Source organism: Microbacterium sp. MYb62 (assembly GCF_002979475.1).
In the GTDB taxonomy this organism is placed as follows: Bacteria; Actinomycetota; Actinomycetes; order Actinomycetales; family Microbacteriaceae; genus Microbacterium.
This window is the reverse complement of record NZ_PCOY01000002.1, coordinates 219,127-237,585: the sequence shown is the minus strand read 5'-3', so window position 1 is coordinate 237,585 and position 18,459 is coordinate 219,127. Positions and strand designations below refer to the sequence as shown.

17 protein-coding genes are annotated in these 18,459 nt (G+C 69.5%); 5 read left to right on the top strand and 12 right to left on the bottom strand.

The genetic code is table 11. From position 1 onward, the window contains the following. The first annotated feature begins 1 nt into the window (after window position 1). Both CQ042_RS03580 and kynU read left to right on the top strand, forming a co-directional pair. The gene (locus CQ042_RS03580) at window positions 2-994 is read left to right on the top strand and encodes an amidohydrolase family protein (RefSeq protein WP_105668846.1); all 993 of its coding nucleotides are present in this window, start codon (window positions 2-4) and stop codon (window positions 992-994) included. A 28-nt stretch (window positions 995-1,022) separates the two neighbouring features. Next, entirely contained in the window at window positions 1,023-2,297 is a 1,275-nt protein-coding gene (kynU, locus tag CQ042_RS03575; protein ID WP_105668845.1) for a kynureninase, read from the top strand. 132 nt (window positions 2,298-2,429) lie between these two features. Here kynU and CQ042_RS03570 read toward each other — a convergent pair whose 3' ends face one another. Beyond that, on the bottom strand, window positions 2,430-3,161 hold the full coding sequence (locus CQ042_RS03570; protein WP_105668844.1) for a GntR family transcriptional regulator: 732 nt from the start codon (window positions 3,159-3,161) through the stop codon (window positions 2,430-2,432). A gap of 314 nt (window positions 3,162-3,475) precedes the next feature. Here CQ042_RS03570 and CQ042_RS03565 point away from each other — a divergent pair, with 314 nt between their 5' ends. Continuing rightward, window positions 3,476-7,213 (top strand): efflux RND transporter permease subunit, encoded by a 3,738-nt coding sequence (locus CQ042_RS03565; RefSeq protein WP_258132006.1) that lies wholly within the window; start codon window positions 3,476-3,478, stop codon window positions 7,211-7,213. 126 nt (window positions 7,214-7,339) lie between these two features. Here the strand turns inward: CQ042_RS03565 and CQ042_RS03560 are convergent, their stop codons facing one another. Further along, window positions 7,340-8,080, bottom strand: a complete 741-nt coding sequence (locus tag CQ042_RS03560; RefSeq protein ID WP_105668842.1) for an alpha/beta fold hydrolase — start codon at window positions 8,078-8,080, stop codon at window positions 7,340-7,342. Between the two features lie 73 nt (window positions 8,081-8,153). Here CQ042_RS03560 and CQ042_RS03555 point away from each other — a divergent pair, with 73 nt between their 5' ends. Further along, complete coding sequence (locus tag CQ042_RS03555; protein ID WP_105668841.1) at window positions 8,154-8,852, top strand: YafY family protein; 699 nt, start codon at window positions 8,154-8,156, stop codon at window positions 8,850-8,852. Window positions 8,853-8,923: 71 nt separating this feature from the next. Here the strand turns inward: CQ042_RS03555 and rplI are convergent, their stop codons facing one another. From rplI to rpsF, 4 genes are read right to left on the bottom strand one after another with little or no spacing between them, the layout of a single operon-like run. Beyond that, a complete protein-coding gene (gene rplI, locus CQ042_RS03550; RefSeq protein WP_105668840.1) occupies window positions 8,924-9,376 on the bottom strand; it encodes a 50S ribosomal protein L9 in 453 nt (150 codons plus the stop codon). 11 nt (window positions 9,377-9,387) lie between these two features. Beyond that, complete coding sequence (rpsR, locus tag CQ042_RS03545; protein WP_017203799.1) at window positions 9,388-9,642, bottom strand: 30S ribosomal protein S18; 255 nt, start codon at window positions 9,640-9,642, stop codon at window positions 9,388-9,390. A 56-nt stretch (window positions 9,643-9,698) separates the two neighbouring features. Next, entirely contained in the window at window positions 9,699-10,214 is a 516-nt protein-coding gene (locus CQ042_RS03540; RefSeq protein ID WP_105668839.1) for a single-stranded DNA-binding protein, read from the bottom strand. A gap of 5 nt (window positions 10,215-10,219) precedes the next feature. Beyond that, window positions 10,220-10,588, bottom strand: a complete 369-nt coding sequence (rpsF, locus tag CQ042_RS03535; RefSeq protein ID WP_017829852.1) for a 30S ribosomal protein S6 — start codon at window positions 10,586-10,588, stop codon at window positions 10,220-10,222. A 253-nt stretch (window positions 10,589-10,841) separates the two neighbouring features. Between rpsF and CQ042_RS03530 the strand changes: the two genes are divergently transcribed. Continuing rightward, complete coding sequence (locus CQ042_RS03530; protein WP_105668838.1) at window positions 10,842-11,546, top strand: hypothetical protein; 705 nt, start codon at window positions 10,842-10,844, stop codon at window positions 11,544-11,546. A gap of 69 nt (window positions 11,547-11,615) precedes the next feature. Here the strand turns inward: CQ042_RS03530 and CQ042_RS03525 are convergent, their stop codons facing one another. The 6 genes from CQ042_RS03525 to CQ042_RS03500 form a co-directional block, all read right to left on the bottom strand. Beyond that, window positions 11,616-12,524 carry a ribokinase gene (locus CQ042_RS03525; RefSeq protein ID WP_105668837.1) on the bottom strand — a complete coding sequence of 303 codons (909 nt, stop codon included), beginning with the start codon at window positions 12,522-12,524 and terminating at the stop codon, window positions 11,616-11,618. Between the two features lie 31 nt (window positions 12,525-12,555). After that, window positions 12,556-13,551 (bottom strand): ADP-ribosylglycohydrolase family protein, encoded by a 996-nt coding sequence (locus CQ042_RS03520; protein WP_181157423.1) that lies wholly within the window; start codon window positions 13,549-13,551, stop codon window positions 12,556-12,558. Next, the gene (locus CQ042_RS03515) at window positions 13,548-14,543 is read right to left on the bottom strand and encodes an ADP-ribosylglycohydrolase family protein (RefSeq protein ID WP_105668835.1); all 996 of its coding nucleotides are present in this window, start codon (window positions 14,541-14,543) and stop codon (window positions 13,548-13,550) included. The genes CQ042_RS03520 and CQ042_RS03515 overlap by 4 nt, the downstream gene beginning before the upstream one ends. 70 nt (window positions 14,544-14,613) lie before the next feature. Continuing rightward, window positions 14,614-15,966: an ADP-ribosylglycohydrolase family protein gene (locus CQ042_RS03510; RefSeq protein ID WP_258132003.1), complete on the bottom strand. Its 1,353-nt coding sequence runs from the start codon at window positions 15,964-15,966 to the stop codon at window positions 14,614-14,616. Next, the gene (locus tag CQ042_RS03505; RefSeq protein WP_105668834.1) at window positions 15,963-17,111 is read right to left on the bottom strand and encodes an ADP-ribosylglycohydrolase family protein; all 1,149 of its coding nucleotides are present in this window, start codon (window positions 17,109-17,111) and stop codon (window positions 15,963-15,965) included. Before CQ042_RS03505 ends, CQ042_RS03510 begins: the two co-directional genes overlap by 4 nt. A gap of 53 nt (window positions 17,112-17,164) precedes the next feature. Continuing rightward, window positions 17,165-18,457 carry an ABC transporter substrate-binding protein gene (locus tag CQ042_RS03500; protein ID WP_105668833.1) on the bottom strand — a complete coding sequence of 431 codons (1,293 nt, stop codon included), beginning with the start codon at window positions 18,455-18,457 and terminating at the stop codon, window positions 17,165-17,167. Window positions 18,458-18,459: the final 2 nt, after the last annotated feature.

The window sequence follows — 18,459 nt, the reverse complement described above, 5'->3', positions numbered from 1 at the left end:
CTTGGGCACGATCGACGTCCACACGCACTTCGTGCCGAGTTCCTGGCCCGACCTGTCATCGCAGGTCGGGCCGGGTCTCTGGCCGACCCTGCGCGTGGACTCCGAGCGCGAGGCGATGATCATGCTCGGCGACACCGAGTTCCGGCGGGTCGGCGACGACTGCTGGGACGCGTCCGTGCGCCTGGCCGACATGGACGCCGACGGCGTCGAGATGCAGGTCGTCTCCCCCACCCCGCTGTTCTTCTCCTATGACAAGTCGGGTGCCGAGGCGGTCAAGGTGGCGCGCATCTTCAACGACCTCGCCCTGGAGATCTGCGCCCCGGCCCCCGATCGGCTGATCCCGTTCGCGCAGGTGCCGCTGCAGGATCCGGATGCCGCCTGCGTCGAGGCCGACCGCGCCATCGCGTCCGGTCATGCGGGTGTCGAGATCGGCAACCACGTCGGCGACCGCGACCTCGACGACGAGGGCATGGTGATGTTCCTGCAGCACTGCGCGGCCAACGGCATCCCGGTCTTCGTGCATCCGTGGGACATGGCGGGTTCCCCCCGGCTCGACCGCTGGATGGCGCGATGGCTCACCGGGATGCCCGCCGAGACGCATCTCTCGATCATCGCGATGATCCTGGGCGGCGTCTTCGACCGCGTGCCGCCCACCCTCCGACTCGCTTTCGCGCACGGCGGGGGATCGTTCGCGTTCTGGCTGGGTCGGTTCGAGAACGCCTGGATGCAGCGGCCCGACCTCATCGGGGTCAGCGAGCGTCCACCCTCGGCCTACCTCGACCGCTTCAGCGTCGACAGCGTCGTCTTCGACCCGGTCGCGCTGCGGGTGCTGGTCGAGACCCTCGGCGCCTCGCAGGTGATGGTCGGCAGCGACTACCCCTACCCCCTGGGCGAGCGCCCCGTCGGCAGTGTCGTCGACCGCGCCGACTTCCTCGACGACGCGCAGAAGAGCGCCATCCGCCGCGACAACGCCCTGCGCTTCCTGGGGCGCTGACCCCGCACGACCTCGAACGGACCTGCTCATGAGCACCACCTCCACCCGCCCCGTCATCGACCGCGCGACCTGCACGGCCTTCGACGACGCCGACCCGCTGGCCTCGATGCGCGAGCGCTTCGTGCTGCCAGACGGCGTGATCTACCTCGACGGCAACTCCCTCGGTATGCTGCCGAAGCACACCGCAGCCCACCTGCAGCGTGTCATCACCGAGGAGTGGGGCACCGGCCTCATCCGCAGCTGGAACGACGCCGGATGGTTCGCCAAGCCGCGCACGATCGGCGACCGCATCGCACCGCTCATCGGGGCTGACGCCGGCGAGGTCGTGCTCGGCGATTCGACATCGGCGAGCCTGTTCCAGGCGGCGGTCGCCGCTGTCCGGCTTCGACCCGGCCGCCGGGTGATCGTCGCGGAGCGGGGCAACTTCCCCACCGACCTCTACATGCTGGAAGCGGTGCAGGAGCTGCTCGGCGGCGGAACCCCGTTGGAGCGCCGGCTGATCTCCGACGACGGTCCCACCCTCGACGACGTGCTCGACGATCACGTCGCGGTCGTCGTGCTCACCCAGGTCGACTACCGCACCGGACGGATGCACGACATGGCCGAGATCACACGCAAGGTGCATGCCGCCGGCGCCCTGGTGGTCTGGGACCTGTGCCACAGCGTCGGCGCGGTGCCGATCGACCTGAACGGGGCGGAGGCCGACTTCGCGGTCGGCTGCACCTACAAGTACCTCAACGGCGGTCCCGGCTCGCCCTCGTTCATCTGGGCCGCCGCGCGGCACCACGACGCGGCCCGTCCTGCCCTGACCGGCTGGCACGGCCACGCGAAGCCCTTCGACTTCACCGTCGAGTACGCCCCCGCCGCGGGCATCGAGCGCTTCCGCGTCGGCACGCCTCAGCTGCTGTCGGTCGCCGGACTCGAAGCGAGCCTCGACATCTGGGACGACGTCGACATGGAGCTGCTCCGCGAGAAGAGCCTGCGGCTGACCGAGCTGTTCCTGTCCCTCGTCGACACCCGCCTCACACCGCGCTGGGGAATCGAGCCGGTCACCCCTCGGGAGTCCGCCCGCCGCGGCAGCCAGGTCTCGCTCCGCCACGAAGACGGCTACGCGGTCATGCAGGCCCTGATCGAGCGCGGGGTGATCGGCGACTTCCGCGCCCCCGACCTCATCCGCTTCGGTTTCACCCCGCTCTACACCTCCTACACCGACGTGTGGGATGCGATCGATGCGCTGGAGGACGTGCTGCACAGCGAGATCTGGCGCGAGCCGCGGTTCGCGCGTCGCGCCACCGTCACCTGATAGACACCGTCACCTGATAGACACCGTCACCTGATAGACACCGTCACCGAGAAGCACCGCCACCGGAAGCGCGGACACGAGTGAGGGGACCGACGCCGGGCGTCGATCCCCTCACTGGTTCTCGCGTGCGCCTCAGGCTCCGTCGCCCGCGGCCTCCGTCGCGGCGGCGTCGAGGAGGGCGATGACCCCGTCGCGCACGTGGTTGAGGTGCGTCTCGAGCACACGCAGCGCCTCGCCGACGTCTCCTGCAGCGACGACGTCGATCAGCTCGCCGTGGGAGTGGTCGTGCGCACCGGGCGAGACCAGGCGCCAGCCGAGCACGTAGCGTCCGAGCTTGAGCCGCAGCTGTTCGATCATCTCCCACATCACGGGGCGGGCCTCGGCGTCGTAGAGCGTCGCGTAGAACTCGGTGCGGGCCTCCACGAACTCGCCGCCCTCCGAGATGTCGTCCGCCGTCTGGGCGAGCTCGCGCAGACGGGTGATCCGCTCCGGAGTGATCTCCTCCATCGCCAGGCGCAGCGCATCCTTCTCGAGCAGGGTCCGCAGGTGGTACACCTCCGTCGCCTCCTGCACGGAGAGCGCACGCACCATCGCCCCGCGGCGGGCGTGGAAGACCACGAGGCCGTCGGCTTCCAGTTGGATCAGCGCCGAGCGGATCGGCAGTCGCGAGATGCCGATGGACTCGGCGAGCGTCTCCTGACGCAGCTTCATCCCCGGCGGCAGCGTGCCGTCGAGGATCGCATCGCGGATGATGTCGTACGCCATCGCACCGACCGACCGGTATCCGGCCCCGTGTCGCTGAGCGAGCTTCTGCAGAGCCTCGGCCCGTTCCTTGGGCGACGCGGCGTTCCCTGATTGCACCATGGGAGCGAGAGTATCGGATCATCTCGCCGAACTCTGCATTCTGGATCCAAAAGTGACGACGCGTCGTCGACGAGGACGTCGGCCGGAAACGGATGCCGGGCCCGCGCAGGTCATGCCGTGGGGGGACGGGGATCAACCCGCGGGAGGATGCCCCGGGATGTCCGACCCGGCAGGCTCGAAGTGTCGATCGTGTCGCCGTAGCTCAGTCGCCTCTCCTCGCGCTGCGCCGGAACAACGGGATCGCCGCGGAACGATGAGATCCGAGTGACGACAGGCGGCTTCCGCGTCGCGGGGTGCGTCTTCGCCTGCCCACCGTGACCCAGCCGAAAGCACCTCACCGCTCCATGTCGTTCCTCACACGCAGCAGCCTCAAGAACCGTCTCATCCTGTCGCTCGCGACACTGGCCGTCGTCGCCCTCGGCCTCATATCGATGGGCGCGCTCAAGCAGGAGCTGATGCCGTCGCTGCAGGCGCCCATGGCGTTCGTCTCCGCGCAGTCGCAGGGCCTCGCGCCCGAGGAGATGGCGAGCAGCGTGACGGAGCCCCTCGAACAGGCGGTCCGCGCGGTACCCGGCGTGACGAGTGTGACCTCGACGACGTCGAGCGGTGACGCACAGGTGCTCGTCGAGTGGACGTTCGGCGAAGACGACGAGGAGACGCTGCGCACCATCCGCAGCGCGGCCGAGTCGTTGAAGCCGAGCTTCCCGTCGGGCACGGAGATCATGGTGGCCTCCGGCGGCGCCGGCGACCTGCCCGCCATGGTGCTCAGCGCCGGTACCGGCGGCGACCAGGAGGCGTTCGGCGACGCCCTGCAGCAGACCGTCGTGCCCGCGCTGAAGGGGGTGCCCGGCGTGCGCGACGTCACGCTGGCCGGTGAGGAGACGCAGCGCATCACGATCGACCTCCGCTCCGCAGACGTCGCCCGGCTGAAGGTCGAGCCCTCGACACTCGGACCGCTGCTCGAAGCTCACGGCGCGGCACTCCCCGCCGGACAGGCCGATTCCGCGGAAGGTCCTCTCTCGATCACCGTGGGGTCGCGGCTCGCCACTCCGGAAGACATCCAGACCCTCTCGGTGCCCACACCCGAGGGAGCCGTCACGATCGCGGATTTCGCCGACGTCTCCCTCGAGAAGGTACCCGCGCAGACCATCTCGCGAGTCAACGGCAATCCGTCGCTCACGCTCCAGATCATCCCGTCGCAGGGCGCCAACGTCGTCGACATCTCGCACGGGGTGAACGCCGAGCTCGACCGGCTCGCACCGATCCTCGACGCCGACTTCGTCACGATCTTCGACCAGGCGCCCTACATCGAGCAGTCGATCCACGACCTCTCCGTCGAGGGTGGGCTCGGCCTGCTCTTCGCGGTGCTCGTGATCCTCGCGTTCCTGCGGTCCTGGCGCTCGACGATCATCGCCGCCGTGTCGATCCCGCTGTCGCTGCTGATCACGCTCGCGGGCCTGTGGTGGAGCGGCAACACCCTCAACATCCTGACGCTCGGCGCTCTCACGATCGCCATCGGACGTGTCGTCGACGACTCCATCGTGGTGATCGAGAACATCTCGAGACGGCGCGGAGACGGCCCGCTCACGATCGACGGCATCGTCGCGTCGGTACGTCAGGTCGCGGGAGCGATCACCGCATCGACGCTCACCACCGTCGCGGTCTTCCTGCCGATCGCGTTCGTCTCGGGTATCGCCGGTCAGTTGTTCCGGCCGTTCGCGGTGACCGTCTCGATCGCTCTCCTCGCCTCGCTGGTCGTCTCGCTCACGATCGTGCCCGTGCTCGCCTCCTGGTTCCTGAACAAGGCTCCGAAGCACCGCGACGCCGACGCCGAAGCGGTCCAGCCCGCAGTCGAGGCTTCGGCGGACGACGCATCCCCCACCGGTGCCTCTGAGGCGACCACAGCGACGGCGACCACGGCGACGGCTGTGCTCGCGGCTCCCGCCACTGCGTCCGTCGCGCCCTCACCGGCTCCCGAGAGCGACGTGCCGTCCGAGCTCGACGAGATCCACACGGCTCCCGACCGGCTGCAGCGCACGTTCATGCCGGCTTTGAACGCCACCCGTCGGCACCCGGTGATCACCCTGGTCGCCTCGGCTGTGCTGCTCGTCGCGACGCTGGGCATGACCCCGTTCATCCAGACCGATTTCCTCGGATCGTCGGGCCAGGCGAGCCTGCAGGTCGTGCAGACACCCCCGAAGGAGACCACGGCCGACCTCGTCGCCGCGGCGGAGCCGGTCGAGAAGACGCTCGGGAAGATCACGGGCATCGCCGACATCACCACGTCGATCCCGGTGCCCACGCCCGGCACGCCGACCTCCATCACCTACGACCTGCGGCTGCAGGACGGAGCCGACGTCGCCGAGGTCGAAGCGAAGGTGCAGGAGGCGCTCGACGGGCTGCCCGACAGCGGGGAGATCGACCTCGCCTCGCAGGATGCCTCCCTCGCGGGAGCCGGCGACGGCATCGCCCTGGCGATCCAGGGCAACGACCCCGCCGCACTGCGGACCGCGAGCGACCTGCTCGAGAAGCAGCTCGCCGACGCCGACGGCGTACGCTCCGTCAAGAGCGAACTCGCGGGAGAGCAGCCGGTGCTGCGCGTGAAGGTCGATGAGCCGCTGGCCGCACGTCTCGGGTTCGACCGGGCCACGATCGCGAAGGCCGTACAGGAGGCGCTTTCCGGCACCACCGTCGGAACCCTCATGTTCGAGGGCCGGGAACGCGACATCATCGTGCGCACACCGGGCTCGGCACGAACCGCCGACAAGCTCGGCGAGATCATGCTCCCGGTCACGGCTCGGCAGACGGCTGACGCGCAGAAGGCCGCCGCCGACGCCCTCCAGGCCAAGGCCGAGGCGAAGGCCGACGAGGCGAAGACCAAGGCCGAGAACGAACTGAACTCGCAGATCGACACCGCCACGAAGCAGCGTGCCGAACTCGCCGGTCAGATCGGGGCACTGAACCGGCAGCTCACGGAGCTGTCGGCGGCGCCGATCGTTCCCGCCGACCCGCTGAACCCTGATGACGCGGCCGTGCTCGAGGCGCAGAGGGAACGCGCCGAGCAGCTCGCCGCACTGCAGGGCGCCATCGAGGGCGCACAGTCCGGCGTCACGGCGGCCGACGAGCAGATCAAGGCGCTGCGCCAGGCGCGCACCGACGCGGCGGTTCAGCAGACCGAGGCCGAAGCGGCTGAAGCCGAGCAGAAGGCGGCCGCCGAGGTCACGGGCACGGCGATCCCGCTCGCCGCGATCGCGACCGTCGAGGAGGAGCTCACCGCGCCGACCATCACTCGCGCCGACGGCGAGCGTCAGGTCACCCTGACGGTCACGCCGGAGAAGGGCGGCCTGTCGGCCGCCAGCCAGGCGATCGACGAGGCGATCGCCGAGACCGAGCTGCCTGCCGGGGTGACGTTCGAACAGGGCGGCGCATCCGCCCAGCAGGATGAAGCCTTCGGTCAGCTCGGCCTGGCCATGCTCGGCGCCATCGTGCTCGTGCTGCTGGTGATGGTGGCGACGTTCCGCAACTTCCGCGGACCGCTCGTGCTGCTCATCTCGATCCCGTTCGCGGCGACCGGCGCCATCCTCGGGCTCCTCCTCACGGGCACGCCGATGGGCCTTCCGGCCCTGATCGGACTGCTGATGCTGATCGGCATCGTCGTGACGAACGCCATCGTGCTCATGGATCTCGTGAACCGGCTCCGTGAGGCCGGTGCGACTCTCGACGAGGCGGTGGAGCACGGCACGCGACTGCGCCTGCGCCCGATCCTGATGACGGCGGCGGCGACGGTCTTCGCGTTGATCCCGATGTCCCTCGGACTGACGGGTGGCGGTGTGTTCATCTCGAAGCCGCTGGCGATCGTGGTGATCGGGGGGCTGGTGTCGTCGACCCTGCTCACGCTCGTCCTGGTGCCGATCCTCTACACGCTCGTGGAGCGCGGTCGGGACCGACGGATCGCCAAGCGCGCCGAACGGCGGCTCCGTCGCGAGGAGCGCCGCGCCGCGTCGTCCGAGACATCGACCGACATCTTCGCGGTCGCGGCTGACAGGGAGTAGCCCCGAGGCCCGGGTCACTCGCTGCACATGTCGGGAGATTCCGTCAGGTCCCCCACGGATCTGCCGGAATCTCCCGACATCCGTGCATCCTCCCGACATCCGTGCACGGTTGAGCTGATGCAGGATTCACACGTCGGACGAAGCCGCTGACCGGATGACCTCGGCGAGGTCGCCTGGACGACTCCACATGGGCCAGTGTCCTGTCGGGAGGTCGATGACATCGAGATGCTCGAGGTTCGCGACCTCGGCGAACATGGGGTGACCTGCTCGAGCCAGCTCCCGCAGTTGCGCGCTCGGAATCGAGCAGCACACCAGTGTGGTCCGGACCCTCCGGCGAGCGTCGTTCGAGAGCTCGACAGACTGACGAAGCACCGGACCGGGCTCGGGGACAGCCTTGTCGCGAAACCGCTCGAGGACCTCTGCACTCAAGCCCTCGAGGCTCGCCTGCTGCGCGAGGACGTCGAAGGGCGGCAACGGAAGCTCCTCCACCTCATCCGGCAGCCCGGGGGCGAAGATGCTTCCCGTCGCCACCGGGCCGGAGTCGACCCAGATCACGCGGTCGACGAGCTCGGGGTGCCGATCCAGGACGACGCTCACGGGCGCGTTCGCCCCGCTGTGCGCGACGATGGCCACGGGCTGATCCACGGAGACGCCGAGCCGGGCGAGCTCGTCGAGGATCCCGTCGACTTGATCGTCGATCGACCTCGTCGCTCGCTGAGGATCTTCCCCGTCGAGACCCGGCAAGGTCATCGCGACGGCGCGAGCGTGGTCGGTCTTCAGGTGCGCGAGGACCTCGTCCCACGCCCAGGCTCCCAGCCAGTGGCCGGCGATGAGAAGGATGGTCGGACTGCTCGTCGTCTGTGTCATGTCTCCACCCTCCTCCGCAGGACGGGCAGGTGTATGTCACTATTTATGTCATGAATTTCTCACGAGTCGCACGGTGAAGCGCGCAGAGCGGCTGCATGCCCTGTCCGAGATGCTGCGCCGCAGCGGATCGCGGGGCACCTCCGCCGAGCGCCTGGCACGGGAGTTCGAGGTCTCCGTGCGCACCGTCAAACGCGACCTGGCTGCGCTCGAACGCAGCGGCGCACCGCTCTGGTCGCGCCCGGGCCCTGGCGGCGGGTACGGGTTGGCCCTCGGCGCATCCCTGCCACCGGTCAGCCTGTCCCCCGCGCAGGCCGTGGCACTCCTGGCGGCCGTGTCCGCCGCGCCCGATGCTCCGTACGCCGACTCGGCGACAGCCGGCGTGCGGAAGATCCTCGACGTGCTCGATCCCCACACCCGCGCACGAGCCGACGAACTCGCCCACCGCGTGTGGGTCGACGCGCCGCCCTCGTCATCACGCGCGACCCGGTCGGCCCTGGAGGAGGCGATGGCCGAGCAACGGGTGGTCCGCATCCGCTACACCGCTCGCGACGGGAGCACGACCACGCGTGACGTCGAACCCGTGCTGTTCGCCTCCGCGAATGGACAGTGGTACCTGGTCGGATGGTGCCTGCTGCGCGACGCGATGCGCTGGTTCACCGTGTCGCGCGTCGAGCGGGCCAGCGTGACCGCGATGGCGTGCAGCGGCCACACCGTGCAGGAGGTCGGAGAGCCTCCGGCCAACGCCAGACCCGTGCATGGTCGGGACGAGTGAGGTGCTCGGCCGATCACGGGGAATGCAGAACGCCCCCTGTCCCGAAGGACAGGGGGCGTTCCGGAAGTGCCTTACTTGGCGGCGACGACCAGCAGCGTGATGACTGCGGTGACGTCGTCGTGCAGACGCACGGTCGCCTCGTGCTCACCGGTCACCTTGATGGGCGACGTGATGTGCACCTTGCGCTTGTCGATCGAGCCCAGGCCGGCGGCTGCGACAGCATCCGCGACGTGGTCGGTCTTGACGGAGCCGAAGAGACGACCCTCCTTGCCGGCCTTGACCGTGAGGCGCACCTTGGTGCCCTCGAGAGCGTTCTTCAGTGCGACAGCGTCGTCACGATCGTGGATCGCGCGTGCCTGACGCGCGGCCTGGATCGAGGCGACCTGCTTTTCGCCACCGCGGGTCCACGCCGTAGCGAAGCCCTGCGGGATGAGGAAGTTGCGGGCGTACCCGTTCTTGACCTCGACAACGTCACCGGCGCTACCCAGCCCGGCGACCTCGTTCGTGAGAATCAGCTTTGCCATCTCGATACCCCTTACCGGCCGGCGCCAGCGTAGGGCAGGAGCGCCATTTCGCGCGCGTTCTTGATCGCCGTGGCGATCAGACGCTGCTCCTGCACCGAGACACCGGTGATACGACGGGCACGGATCTTGCCGCGCTCCGAGACGAACTTGCGAAGGGTGGCGACATCCTTGTAATCGATGACACCGACCCGGATGGACTTCGCGGGAGCAGCGTTCTTCGCGCCCTTCCGCGGCTTGCGGCGGTCGCCGCTCGACTTTCCAGCCATTGTTTTTCCTTAGTGATGAGCGGATGCCGGCCGCGAAGGCCGGATCCAGAAGTTGTTCAGAACGGGGTGTCGTCGCCGAAGCTGCCCGGAGTGCTCCAGGCATCCGCGCTGGTCGACGAGCCGGGCGTGGACCACGGCTCCTCCGACACCTGCTGCTGCGCGGGACGAGGCTGTCCTCCGCCTCCGCCACCGCCGGCACCGCCGGTCGAGGCCGCACGGGTGACCTGCGCGGTCGCGTACCGGAGCGAGGGGCCGATCTCGTCGACCTCCAGCTCGATCGCGGTGCGCTGGTTGCCCTCGCGGTCCTGGTAGGAGCGCTGACGCAGACGACCCTGCGCGATGACGCGCATGCCCTTCGTCAGCGAACCCGCCACGTGCTCGGCGAACTCGCGCCAGACGGATGCGCGGAGGAACAGCGCGTCGCCGTCCTTCCACTCATTCGCGGCACGGTCGAAGTTCCGAGGCGTCGATGCGATGGTGAAGTTCGCCACCGGCAGCCCGTTCTGCGTGTAGCGCAGCTCGGGGTCGGCCGTGAGGTTTCCCACCACGGTGATGACGGTTTCGCCGGCCATGGACCTTAGGCCTTCGCAGCCTTGGCGGCCTTGCGAGCAGCCTTCTCTTCGGAGCGCTTAGCCTCCGAAGCGACCATCGCCTGAGCCTCTTCCGAGCGGAGGACCTTGGTGCGCATGATCTGCTCGTTCAGCTTCAGCTGACGGTCGAGCTCCTGCGTGGCCTCGCTGGTAGCGGTGAAGTTGACGACGGCGTAGATGCCCTCGGTCTTCTTCTGGATCTCGTAAGCCAGACGGCGCTTGCCCCAGATGTCGACCTTGTCAATCGAGCCACCATCGTTGGTGATGACCTTCAGGAACTTGTCGAGCGTCGGGGCGACCGTGCGCTCGTCGATCTCGGGGGTCAGAATGACCATGAGTTCGTACTGGTGCGTCACTTACCCACCTCCTTCGGACTAGAACGGCTCTCGGGACTTTCCCGGGAGCAGGAGGGTGTGTGCACGTGCCCGCCTCTGGAATCCCGAATGGACGCCGCAAGGCAGACAACCTCGACAGTCTAGCGGAATCGGGCGGGTGTCGCGAACGGCGTCGCCCGCACCGGACGCGCTGGCTGAACGGACCACGAAGTTTTGACATGCTGGGTGCAGTGCCGGTGACGGTCATCGGGCACTCGATCAGAGGGGGGACGCCATGCGCGTCAACAAATGGGGGGTCGGCGTCGTTCTCGCCGCTGCCGTGCTGCTCACCGGATGCACCGCCGGCGGTGCGGAGCCGACGGCCGAGAAGAAGCCCAGCGCGAGCCCGTCGCAGGAAGCCGAGGCGTCGACGTCGGAATGCCCCGAGCTGAAGGAGGGCGCGACCATCGACGGCACCGTGCTCGGCGGCTGCGTCGCGGACGCGATGGCGGACACCGCGGGGTATGCCGCCACGTCCAGCGTGATGGGCATCGATTCGACGGCGCGCTTCAACCCCGCTGAGAACGCCATCGAGACGATCTCACCCGTGGGATCTCTCATCGTCATCGGCGATGACGTGTGGGTCAAGTCCGCGACGAGCGACTGGCAGGCCGCCGACCCGTCGTCGAGCGACCCGGTCATCGCCGCGCTCAGCGCCAGCGCGAGTGACGCCTCGCTGCTCGACCCGACGAAGGCCGCGGATGCCGTCACCGGTGAGTTCACCGTGACCGGCACGGGCGAGCGTCTGGGCCAGAAGGTCTACCTCGTGTCCGGCGCCATGGAGCAGCAGGGCGCAGCGGTCGACATCGTCTTCGAGATCACGGCCGACTACGTCACCCTCGCCTCGTCCAGCAGCGCCTCGATCGAGGGCCAGACGGTCGAGGTCACGATGGAGATCACCGAGTGGGATGTGAAGCAGGACATCGTCGCACCCGTCTGAGCGGGAGCTGACGAGGCGGGCCGGGGCTGATGCCCCGGCCCGCCGTGCGTTCGGGCGGTGCTCCGCGTCCTACGAGGCGCGCGCGGCGAGGAATTCCCCGATCTCCTGCGCGTACGGAGCGGACGCGGAAGCACCGGGACGCTGGACGCACAACGCCGCGGCAGCGGAGGCGAACCGCGTGGCGGCGTTCAGTTGCTCTCCTGCGGCGAGTCTCGCGGCCAGGGCGCCGCAGAACGTGTCTCCCGCAGCAGTGGTGTCGACCGCCGAGACGGCGTGGGCCGCGACGAGGTCGACATCGCCGCCGGACAGGACGAGGGCTCCCTGCGCACCGAGTGTCACGATCACGGTGCCCACGCGAGCGGCGAGGGCCTCCGCCGCACCCCGCACGTCGCGTCGATCGCCTCCGGCGGCATCGAGGCACTCGTGCTCGTTCACCACGAGGATGTCCACGACGTCCAGCAGCGCGTCGGAGAGCGGGGCGCTCGGCGCCGCGTTGAGCACCGTCGAGGCACCCCGCGCCCCGGCGAGGCGGAATGCCGTGAGCACGACATCGATCGGGATCTCGAGCTGCGCGAGCACGATGTCGCCCTCCGCGATCGCGCCGACCGCCGCATCGGCTTCACGACCGAGTGCCTCGGCATCCTGGTTGGCGCCCGGAACCACCACGATCGCGTTCTCGCCACCAGCGGACACCATGACGAACGCGCTCCCGGTCACGCGGTCGGAACGGGCCAGCCTCGTTCCCACTTCCTCGGCCGTGAGTGCGAGCCGCAGCCGAGCACCGGCATCGTCGTCGCCGACGGCTCCGACGAAGGTCGTCGAGGCACCCGCGCGCGCTGCCGCGATCGCCTGATTCAACCCCTTGCCTCCGGCCCCGACCCCCGCGGACGAGGCGAGGACCGTCTCGCCGGCGCCCGGGTGCCGTCGCACCGACACCGCGGTGTCCTCATTGGCGCTGCCCAGCACGATCACGCCCATTCGGGTGTCTCCCCACGGAGGGATCCGAGCGTCATCGACGGATCGCCTCGTCGACGGTGAGGCCGGCGAGCGCCGGGATCCCGAGTCCGGTGAGACGGATGTCCCCGACCTCGAGGCCCGACGGGATCCCGTCCTGGCCGAACAGCACCGCGGCTGCGGCTCCGGCGAGTGCGGGCAGCGTGGCCGCATTGCGCGGCTGGGCGAGGGCCCCCAGCATGAGGTCGTCCGTCCCCTTCGCCATGGCGACATGTGCGAGCAGGAAGCCGAAGGTCTCGGGGGCGGCGATCGGATAGCTGTAGACCCAGTCGCCCACCTGCGTGCTCAGACGTCGTGCACGATCCAGTGGCCCGGTCGCCTCGGCCGCGACGCGCAGCGAGGTCTCGGCCATCCGTCGACTCCAGGTGTTCTCGGGGAGCTGCTCGACGGCGAGCCGCACGGCGTCATCCGCGGCGGCGCCATCGACCAGCGCGCCGAAGAGCACCGCGCTGGCTCGCGCGCTCCACAGGCCGTCGAGGGAGTGGGTGATGGCGGCATCGGCATCGGCCGCCTCGACAGCTCCGTCGGATCCGTGGACCGCGACAGCGGCGATCGCGCGCACCGTCGCGATGTCGTCGAAGTAGTGCGCGTTGTCGTGCCCGGTCTGCGGAGGCTCCATGCCACGCCGCAGGTTCTGCAGTGCGAGCTTCGTGCCGATGCGCGCGCGCAGCCCTCCGGTGGGATCGGCTTCGAGTTCTGCGAGCTCTCGCCATTCCGCCAGGCCCAGTCCCCGCGTGTGCTGCCGCGCCGAGAACGCGAACCACTCGATGTTCTCCCCGGCTCCCGGGTGCAGCACGGTGGGTGGCGCCGCATGCGTGAACGGACGCGGAACGGTCGTGGTGCGGTCCTCGTCGCCGAGCTTCGCCAGGATGCGCACCCGGTTCACCCGCTTGGGGGGAAGCGCGTACACGCGGAAATCGGCATTCATCGACGATGCGGACTCGCCTGCGACGATGCCCCGGGTGAACAGATCGATCAGGGGGGTGGTCATGCGCGCGCCTCCTCGACGATGCGGGTCAGGGTGTCGGCGGCATCCAGCGGATGGATTCCGGCCATCGAGCGGATGCACGATCCCACGACGGGCCGCAGCCCTGCCACCCATTCCTCCGGCAGGTCGCCGATGCCGGAGATCGCACCGCCGATGCACCCGGCGATCGCGGCCGTCGTGTCGGCGTCGCGCCCCATGTTCACGGCGAACAGGATGCTGTCCGCCGCGCGCCCGTCGGCATGCAGCACCGAGGCCATCGCCAACCCGACCGCCTCGGGCGCGAGATCGGCCCAGAAGTAGTCGGCCACGGCCAGGCGGTCGTGGAGCGCGAGCGCGAGCGCGTCGTCATCGAGTCCGGATCGCACCAGGTCACGGGCGTCGCGCAGGTTGCGCGCGGTCCAGCTGTCCGCCGGGATCGCCGCGAGACCGGCGTCGTAGCAGGCAGCGGCATCCGCCCCGGTCAGGGCCGTGGTCACCGCGACCGCCACGACCACGCCGGCCCAGATGCCCTCGGTGGTGTGGCTCACGGCGCCGTCGGCCTCGGCCAGGCGGCGGGCGAGTTCGACGTCGCCGTCCGCCACGATGCCGAGCGGGCTGACCCGCATGGCGAGCCCGTCGCTCCACCCGTGCATGGTGTCGCCGCTCAACGGCGGGCGGATGCCGCGACGCAGGTTGTCGATCGCGGCCATCTCGCTGAACCCGCCGCCCTTGAAGTCATCGGCCTGCGGGAGCACGTCTTCGATCCAGGTCTGGGCGAAGTCTTCCGCCGTGGCCCCGATGCCGACGCGTTGCACGGTCTTGGCGGTCAGGAGCGCGTACTCGGTGTCATCGCTGCCGGCGGGCTCCGGGTCGAGGTATCCGGTGACGCGCCCGTGCGCGGCCTGGATCTGTGCGGCGGAGAAGCCTTCGACCGGCCGGCCGATCGCATCGCCGATGGCGAGCCCGGCCAGCGAACCGCGGGCGCGGTCCTGCAGGGTCGGCGTGGGAGAAGTCATGAACGTCCTTGTCTCTGGGGGTCAACGTCTCTGGGGGTCAGCGTCTCTGGGGGGTCAGCGTCTCTGGGGGTCAGCGGGTCGGGAGCAGGGCGAGGGTGCGGCGGGCGAGCGCGTCGATCTCGACCCCGTCGAGCCCCGGAAGGCTCGTCGCGATGCGGTTCTGAAGCGGGTCGATGAAGTGCGGAGGAAGACCGGCGACGCCCGCGAGCCCTCCGAGGACCGATCCGACGGTGGCCCCGGCGGAGTCGGTGTCCCACCCCGCGATCACCGCGAGCGGCACGCCGCGGACGAAGTCCCCACCGCTGCGCGCGAGTGCGAAGGCGATCAGCGCCGCGTTGTTGGTCGTGTGCACCCAGTGCAGATGCCCGTACGTGGCGTGCAGATCGTCGATCGCGGCGGAGTCGTCGAGGCCGCCGCGTCCGAGCGCTGCCCCGTGCGAGATCGCCGCGGCCAGCTCGCTTCCCGCGGGGACGACCGTCGATGCGAGATCCAGCACGTCGTCGACGGAGGACGCGACGAGGGATGCGGAGGTGAGCGCCGCCGCCCACATCGCACCCCACAGTCCGCTGCGGGTGTGGCTGAGACGCGCATCGGTCCAGGCCATGCGCGCCGCCTCGGCGAGGTCGCCCGGGTTGATCCAGCCGTACACATCGGTGCGGATCAGGGCGCCGATCCACTCGCGGAACGGGTTGCGCACGCGCGCCGCCTCGTCGGGACGATACCCGTCGAGGAGGTTGCGGTACGCGATGCGCTCGGCCGTGAACGTGCGGCCGGCGGGGAGATCGGCCAGCCAGGCCTGGGCGACGTCGTCGGTGGTGAACCCGCGACCCGAGGTCTCGAGGACCCGGAGGTTCAGCAGCGGGTAGTTGAGGTCGTCGTCCTCGGGCATCCCTGCGATGTTCTCGACGAGCGAGTTGACGGCGGAGCGCCGGTTCCACGGCCAGCGCCGTGCCACGTCATCGGGAAGCCCCCGCGCCGTGAAGTAGTCCGTGAGCGGCCAGCGGCCCGTCGCCCGCAGGATCTCCTCGATCCCCTCCCGGGGAATCTTCTCGACGGGTTTGCCCCACAGGCATCCCGCCGAGCGCCCTGCCCAGGCCCCGTGGATGCGGCCCCGGAGAACCGCGTCCTCCGGGGCCGTGATCGGGTCGGGGACGCCGTCCAGCGCGGCGCGGACCTCGGTCCACTCCGTCGCCTCGACCATGGGGGCCGTGACCTCGTCGAGCTCGACGAGCAACGACCGCGCCAGCGCACGGAGGCTGTCGGAGACGGCATCGGGCGTCGCCCCGCCGCGCACCGCGTCGAGACTTCCGCCCGCGGCCCGCCAGCGTTCGGCGATCGCCTCGACGTCCTTCCCCTCGGTCCGCGACTGCACCAGCTCGTGCGGGAGCAGGTCCTCCGGCTGTGCCCAGGTCAGGCGCATCATGCCCCCTGGAGAGCGAAGACGCGGCGGAGGTCGGCTTCGGCCCTGGCGGCATCCTTCTGCATGATGTCGGTCGCGATGTCCGACAGCAGCGTCGCGTACTCGTCGAAGTCGACGCGGCTCGCCGTGGCGATCCGGTCGAGGATATCCGTGGGGATCACCGCCTGACCGCCGATCCCCGCGGCGATGCTGCCCGCCATCGATGCGATCGAATCCGAGTCGCGACCGTAGTTGACGGCGCCGAGCACGGTGGGCAGGAAGGCGCCGTCGTGGGCGACGAGGAACCCCAGCGCGACGGGAAGCTCTTCGATCGACTTCGTCCGCGACGGCACCCTGGCGTCCATCAGAGGCTCGCGGTAGGCGTCTCCCACCGTGTCGAACGGGCGGATCGCATCGCGCAGCGCAATGCCGATCGTGTCGGCGTCGGCGTCGTCGTCCAGGCCCCTGGCCGCATCGACCACGGCACGGATAGCCGCGGCCGTCCCGTCGTGGGCTACGCGGAGTGCGGCGTCGATCACGGTGTCGACGGTGGCATCGAGGGCGACGGATGCGGCCACCGCCGCCGCGAAGACTCCGGCGGCCTCACGCCCGTAGCTCGACTGATGAGCACCGGCGACATCGATCGCCTCCGCGTACGCCGCCTCGGGGTTGCCGGCGTTCACGATGCCGACCGGCGCCATGTACATCGCGGCGCCGCAGTTGACGACATTGCCGACCCCTGCCTCGCGCGGATCGACATGGCCGTACTGCAACCGCGTCACCAGCCACTTCTCGGCAAGGAAGATGCGCTGCAGCAGGATCGACTCGCGCTCCAGTTCGGGGATCCACCGGATCTCGGTCTGCAGCAGCGGCACGAGCACCTCGGCGACGGCGAACGCGTCGATGTGGTCGCGCCGCTCGGCGTACACCCGGATCAGCGCCTGTGTCATCAGGGTGTCGTCCGTGATGTGCCCGTCGCCCTTGTGGTACGGGCTGACCGGCCGTGCCGTCTGCCAGTCCAGGTGGTACGGCGGCACGATGCCGGTGATGGGCCCTCCGTACCGCTCCTTGATCTTCTCCGGACTGAACCCCTCGGCCGCCCCGCCGAGGGCGTCGCCGATGGCCGACCCCGCGAGTACGGCCGCCGTGCGTTCCCGAATCCAGCTCATGCCATTCCTCTCCTAGAGGTGGGGGCGGATGCGCTCATCCGCCCCCACCGTCGTCAACCGTTGACCTGTGCCCAGCCGTCGTCGAGCTCGGACGCCAGCCCCTTGTCGTCGATCTCCCCGCCCAGGAACTTCTGGAACGCCGGAGTCGCGACGGTGTCCTTCCAACGCACGAAGCCGTTCGCCTGCAGGAACACCGGACCGTCGAGTCCCTCGGCCGACTGCACGATCTCGGGCCAGCCGTTCTGATCGGCCGTCTGCTCGGCGAGCGCCTCGCGAGCCGAGATCGTCGTCGGGATGAGCCCGTCGGCGATGTTCATCTTCACGAGGTTGTCGGTCTGCATGAAGTAGTCGAGGAACTCCGCCGCCTGCTTCTGGTGCGGCGAGTCGATGTTGATCGACAGCGTCTGCGGGTTCGCGGCCTGTACCGCGCCTTCCGAGCCCGCGAGCGCCGGGAGCACGATCCAGTCCATGTCGGCCGGAGCGTCGGTGGCGATGTTGGCCACCTGGTACGAGCCCTGCACCGTCATGGCGGCCTTGCCCGCATAGAAGGTGGCCAGCACGTCGGAGCCCGACTGCGTGACCCCGATGGGGTCGACCGTTCCGTCTTCGATCATGGACCGCACGCGATTCGGCACCTCGAGGTCGGCATCCTTGACGTCGACCTTCATGTCGTCGCCCTCACCGGTGAAGTACTCGGAGCCGAAGCCCATGCCGAGACTCATGAACGCCGCGGTCGGGCTCTTCAAGCCCCACGTGATGCCGTGCACGTCGCCGGAGGTGGTGGCCTTCGCGATCTCGTCGAGCTCGTCCCAGGTCATCGAGTCCCCGGTCGGGATGTCGACCCCGGCCGCCTCGAGCAGCGTCTTGTTCGCGAACACGACGTAGGTCTGCAGTTCGGTCGGCGCGCCGATCATCTGATCGTCCACCGTCACCGAGGCGAGCACGCCCGGATCGATGTCGTCGATCGTGTCCTTGCTGAGCAGCTCGCTCAGGTCGGCCAGGTATCCGTCGCGGGCGAAGGGGACGATGCCCAGCACCTCGTAGTGGATGATGTCGGGAGCGACCTCGCCCACGAACTGGGTCGTCAGCTTGTCGTCGAGGCTGTCGGTCGGCGCCTGCACGATCTCGACCTGGATGTCGGGGTTGTCGTCGTTCCACGCGTCGACGATCTCCTTGGTCGCCTGGATCGCGGCCGGCTGGTCGGAGAACGACTGGAAGGTGATGGAGACCGGCTCGCCGTCGCCGGCATCCTCGGTCGTGTCGCCGCCCGAGGAGCAGGATGCGAGTGTCAGCGCCGTGATCGCCGCGGCGGCGAGCGCGATGGACGCGCGATGAAGCTTCTTCACTT